The sequence below is a fragment of the Sphingomonas echinoides genome, from assembly GCF_029623395.1.
In the GTDB taxonomy this organism is placed as follows: domain Bacteria; phylum Pseudomonadota; class Alphaproteobacteria; order Sphingomonadales; family Sphingomonadaceae; genus Sphingomonas; species Sphingomonas echinoides_A.
Genome location: NZ_JAPYKK010000070.1, coordinates 1 through 4809, shown reverse-complemented (window position 1 = coordinate 4809; position 4809 = coordinate 1). Strand labels below are relative to the sequence as shown.

The window sequence follows — 4809 nt, the reverse complement described above, 5'->3', positions numbered from 1 at the left end:
TCAGGGGAGGGGTTGGGGTGGGGCCGTAACAGGCACCCGCCCCCAATAATTGGAGACCGAAATGACCAACCCCATGACCGGCTTCAACAACCACTTCGCCACAGAAGCCATCCCCGGCGCGCTCCCGATCGGCCGCAACTCGCCCCAGAAACCAGCGTTCGGCCTCTACGCCGAACAGCTTAGCGGCAGCGCCTTCACCGCCCCCCGCCACGAGAACAAACGCTCGTGGCTGTACCGTGTCCGCCCCTCCGCCGCGCACCCCGCGTTCACGCGCTACGCAGGCGCCCCGCTCTTCGCCCCCGGCACCACCGACGAACCCCTCGCCCCCAACCGCCTCCGCTGGGGCCCGCTCGAACCGCAGGACGCCGACTGGCTCGATTCCCTCACCACCATGCTAGTAGCCGGCGAAGGCCCGAAGACGCAGACCGGCGTCGCCATGCATATCTACCGCGCGACCAGGGACATGGTGAACCGTGCCTTCGTCTCGGCGGACGGCGAGTTGCTGATCCTCCCGCAGCAAGGCCGCCTTACGCTCTACACCGAACTCGGAAGGATCGACCTCACCCCCGGCGAAATCGCGATCATCCCGCGCGGCGTGCGCTTCCGCGTCACCCTCCCCGATGGCAGCGCACGCGGCTATGTCGCGGAGAACCACGGCGCGCCGTTCCGCCTCCCCGACCTCGGCCCGATCGGCGCGAACGGCCTCGCCAATCCGCGCGATTTCGAGACGCCGGTCGCCTGGTACGAAGACGTCGAGGGCGACTACGAACTCGTCCAGAAATTCCTCGGCAGCCTGTGGACCACCCAGCTCGGTCGCTCCCCGCTCGACGTCGTCGCGTGGCACGGCAATTATGCGCCGTGCAAATATGATCTCGCGCGGTTCAACACGATCGGCAGCATCAGCTTCGATCATCCCGACCCGTCGATCTTCACCGTCCTCACTTCGCCCAGCGACGTGCCCGGCACCGCGAACGTCGACTTCGTGATCTTCCCGCCGCGCTGGATGGTGGCCGAGGACACGTTCCGCCCGCCATGGTTCCACCGCAACACGATGAGCGAGTGCATGGGCCTGATCAAAGGCGAATATGACGCCAAGGCCGACGGCTTCGTCCCCGGCGCGCTGTCGCTCCACAACCAGATGAGCGGGCATGGCCCCGACGTCGCGACCTGGTCCGCGGCAAGCACTGCGCCACTCGCGCCGCGCCGGATCGATGGCACGATGGCGTTCATGATCGAAAGCCGCTGGGTGTTCACGCCAACCCGGTTCGCCGCAGAAACGAGTTCGCTGGACGAAGATTACGACTCGGCTTGGGCGGGCTTTCCCAAAGCGCAACTGCCGAACACTTGACCCTTATCAGCAAGAATTCGCGGAACTGGCATGCGATGCAAGAGTCTTGTTGGTCTATGCCTACGCCCCAGACCCCCTTGTTCCCGTGGAAACATCGTGCGCAGCACGATTTCCAAGCTTTGCTCGATGCGCATGTCGCGGAAGCGGACTTCCCCTGTGTCGGCGCCAAGGCGGCGCTTGCGAAAGGAACGCTGTCCGTCCTCGCGTGCGATCGGCTCGACAGCGCTTGGGACGATCTGCGAATCCACGACGGACTGATGCATTTCGCCGCCGCCTACCGCGAGGACCCGGGCCTGTTCCGCAGCTTCGCGGTCATCTTCGACGGGCCGGACGATCTCAGCGAGGCACAGTTCGAGGCGGCGCTGTGGCAACGTGTCCAGTCGATTTCGGACAAGGACGTTTGGCGTGGCCAGGACTATGACACGACGGTCAGCACCGACCCCGACAGCCCGCATTTCTCGCTCAGCTTCGGCGGCGAGGCGTTCTTCATCGTCGGCCTGCACCCGAATGCCAGCCGCCCCGCACGCCGCTTCGCGCGGCCGACCATGGTGTTCAACCTGCACGACCAGTTCGAGACGCTGCGCGCACAGGGCAAATATGAGGGCATGCGCGAGAAGATCCTGACGCGCGACGAAGTCCTCGCCGGCTCGCGCAACCCGATGCTCGCGCGCCACGGCGAGATGAGCGAAGCGCGGCAATATAGCGGGCGCGTGGTCGACGAAGCCTGGGCCTGCCCGTTCCGCTATTCGGGCGCCGCCGAATGAGCGATGTCGTGGAGATTCCCGAGCGGAGCGGCGATGCGTTCCGGCTGGCGGCGGGACAGACGCTGACCGTGATCGACCCGCGCGGGGTGCAGGTCGCGGATTTGCTGGCCTATAATGCCGAGGATCTGGCCGAGGTCATCTCGTCGGGACGGTCGCTCGATTATGCCGAGACGATCTATCTGACCACGGGCAACCTGCTGTATTCGAACCGGTCGCGACCGATGCTGACGATCGTCGAGGACACGGTCGGGCGCCACGATTTCCTGCTGACGCCCTGCTCGTACGACACCTTCCACCATTTCTACCCCGACCTCCCGCCGCACCGGGGCTGTTTCGGTAACCTTGCGGCGGCGCTCGAGCCGTATGGGGTGAAGCCGGACATGATCCCGACCGCGTTCAACTGCTTCATGAACGTCACTGTCGATGCCGCGACGGGCAAGCTCGACGTCCTCCCACCGATCAGCAAGGCGGGCGACCAGATCGTCCTGCGTGCAGAGATGGACCTGATCATCGGCCTGACGGCGTGTTCCGCCCCGGCAAGCAACGGCGGCAGTTTCAAGCCGATCCACTACCGGGTGGATTGAGGCCAGCGTCCCGCTGCAAAGCAGCCGGGAAGCTCGCTACTTCATCTGCCGCCGCACACTCGTCATCGTCGCCTTGCCATAAGGCGGCTTCAACCCCGCCAGCTTCGCCACATCCAGCTTCGCCTGTTTGAACACCGCCTTGGCATGGCTGAACGTCTTGAACCCGTCGAACCCGTGATAAGACCCCATACCCGACGGCCCGACCCCGCCGAACGGCAGATCCTCCATCGAGACATGGAACACCACGTCGTCGATCGTCACCCCGCCGGAAATCGTGCGGTCGAGCACACGCCGCCGCTCCCCCTCGTCCGGCCCGAAATAATAAAGCCCAAGCGGCCGGTCGCGCCGGTTCACTTCGTCGATCGCGCTGTCGATCCCGCCCGCATAGCTGCGCACCGGCAGGATCGGGCCGAAGATCTCCTCCTGCATCACGATCATGTCGTCGGTCGCATTCCGCACGATATGCAGCGGCATCTTCCGCGCGTTCGATCCGGCGAAATCCTCCCCGCCCGGATTGACCACCTCGACCGTCGCGCCCTTGGCGCGCGCGTCGGCGACCCAGTCGGCGAGACGCTGGTGATGCCGGTCGTTGATGATTGCGGTATAGTCCGGGTTCGCCAGCAGCGTCGGGTACATCGCCGAGACCGCTGCCTTGAGCCCGTCGACCACCGCCTGTTCCTGCGCCTGCGGGACCAGCATGTAATCCGGCGCGAGGCAGATCTGCCCCGCATTGAGCATCTTGCCGATCGCCACCCGCTCAGTCGCGCGCGCGATGTCGGCGTCCTTGCCGATCAGCACCGGCGACTTGCCGCCGAGTTCCAGCGTCACCGGGGTCAGATTGTCCGCCGCCGCATGGAGGATATGCCGCCCGATCCCCGTAGCGCCGGTAAAGATCAGATGGTCGAACGGCAGTTCCGAAAACGCCTTCCCCACCTCCGGTCCGCCGCTGAAGAACGCGAGTTCGTCCGGCGCGAAGTACTTCGCGCTAACCGTCTCGAACAGCGCGGCGGTACGCGGGGTGAATTCGCTCGTCTTGACCATCGCGCGGTTGCCCGCCGCGAAGATCCCCGCGATTGGCCCCATCACAAGATTGACCGGGAAATTCCACGGCGCGATCACCCCGACCACGCCCTTCGGCTGATATTCCACCCACGCCCGCGCGCCGAGCAACCCGAGCGGAAACTGCACCGCGCGCTTGTCGCGCTTCGCCCATCCGTCGAGCGAGCGTAGCGCATGTTTGATCGGCGCGATCGACGCCGCGACATCGGTCAGCATCGATTGCTCGCGGCTGCGATGCCCGAAATCCTCGCTCAGCGCGTCGCAAAAGGCTGCGGCATTGTCCGCGATCATCGCAGTCGCGCGCTTGAGCCGGTCTTTGCGGACGGTCAGCGAAACGGGCAATTCGGCGTTGAACGCCGCGCGCTGCGCCTGAAGCGTCTCGTCGAGTGTCATGCCCGTCTCCCCTTTACGTGCAGCCGATCAACCCCGCCACGGGGATGATCACGCTATCCTGCCCCGTCCGGTCGAGTTCGAGGATGCCGTCCGGCACCGCCCCGCCGTCGGTGATCGACGTGCGGGTCTCGGCCCGCATCGTCAGTTTGATCGTCGTGCCGCCACCGGCATAAGTCGTGGTTTCTGGAAAGCCGAGCGAGATCGCCCCAAGCTGGCCGGTACGGTCAATATCAGTGATCTTCCCCCCGATCGAAAGCCGCAGCCGCGCAGGATCGGTCCCGCCGCCGCCCGTCGCCATCGCGACCAGCGCACGCGTTCCGCTCGCGGTCCACAGATACGCCGCGCAGCCCTTGCGGGGCAGTTCCTGCCGCGGGATCGACCCGATCGGCAGGCCGTCGACCGAGGGCAGGACCGGCGCGGGCGGTGGGGCCTCTTTCGGCGCGGCCTGCTGTGCCGCCGCGAGCGAGAGCGCCGCAAGGATCGGAAACGCGTTCATGACGCCATTCCTACCAGCATCAGCCACGCTGGGTAAGCCGCGATCGCGAGCAGCGCGCCGAACGGCATCCGGTCGGTCAGCGTCGTCGCCCGCCCGCGCAGCGCGCCGACCACCGCGACCGCAAGCCCCGCCAGCGCCGCGAACAGCACCACCGTCGGCAACATC

The 4809-nt window shown here is 66.1% G+C and carries 5 protein-coding genes; 3 read left to right on the top strand and 2 right to left on the bottom strand.

Going from position 1 to position 4809, the window contains the following annotated elements:
• The first annotated feature begins 61 nt into the window (after positions 1 to 61).
• Genes hmgA through QBJ92_RS20330 form a run of 3 tightly spaced genes read left to right on the top strand, consistent with a single transcriptional unit; the run spans position 62 to position 2696 of the window.
• Positions 62 to 1348: a homogentisate 1,2-dioxygenase gene (gene hmgA / locus QBJ92_RS20340; protein ID WP_277971510.1), complete on the top strand. Its 1287-nt coding sequence runs from the start codon at positions 62 to 64 to the stop codon at positions 1346 to 1348.
• A gap of 56 nt (positions 1349 to 1404) precedes the next feature.
• Positions 1405 to 2112, top strand: a complete 708-nt coding sequence (gene gntA, locus QBJ92_RS20335) for a guanitoxin biosynthesis heme-dependent pre-guanitoxin N-hydroxylase GntA (RefSeq protein ID WP_277971509.1) — start codon at positions 1405 to 1407, stop codon at positions 2110 to 2112.
• Positions 2109 to 2696: an urea carboxylase-associated family protein gene (locus QBJ92_RS20330; protein WP_277971508.1), complete on the top strand. Its 588-nt coding sequence runs from the start codon at positions 2109 to 2111 to the stop codon at positions 2694 to 2696. Before gntA ends, QBJ92_RS20330 begins: the two co-directional genes overlap by 4 nt.
• 36 nt (positions 2697 to 2732) lie before the next feature.
• Here QBJ92_RS20330 and QBJ92_RS20325 read toward each other — a convergent pair whose 3' ends face one another.
• Both QBJ92_RS20325 and QBJ92_RS20320 read right to left on the bottom strand, forming a co-directional pair.
• Positions 2733 to 4148, bottom strand: a complete 1416-nt coding sequence (locus QBJ92_RS20325; RefSeq protein WP_277971507.1) for a coniferyl aldehyde dehydrogenase — start codon at positions 4146 to 4148, stop codon at positions 2733 to 2735.
• Between the two features lie 13 nt (positions 4149 to 4161).
• A complete protein-coding gene (locus QBJ92_RS20320; protein WP_277971506.1) occupies positions 4162 to 4644 on the bottom strand; it encodes a hypothetical protein in 483 nt (160 codons plus the stop codon).
• Positions 4645 to 4809: the final 165 nt, after the last annotated feature.

Coding starts and splice junctions, on each gene's coding strand:
- QBJ92_RS20330 (WP_277971508.1), top strand. CDS start 2,109: ATGAGCGATGTCGTGGAGATTCCCGAGCGGAGCGGCGATGCGTTCCGG.
- QBJ92_RS20320 (WP_277971506.1), bottom strand. CDS start 4,644: ATGAACGCGTTTCCGATCCTTGCGGCGCTCTCGCTCGCGGCGGCACAG.
- QBJ92_RS20325 (WP_277971507.1), bottom strand. CDS start 4,148: ATGACACTCGACGAGACGCTTCAGGCGCAGCGCGCGGCGTTCAACGCC.
- hmgA (WP_277971510.1), top strand. CDS start 62: ATGACCAACCCCATGACCGGCTTCAACAACCACTTCGCCACAGAAGCC.
- gntA (WP_277971509.1), top strand. CDS start 1,405: ATGCCTACGCCCCAGACCCCCTTGTTCCCGTGGAAACATCGTGCGCAG.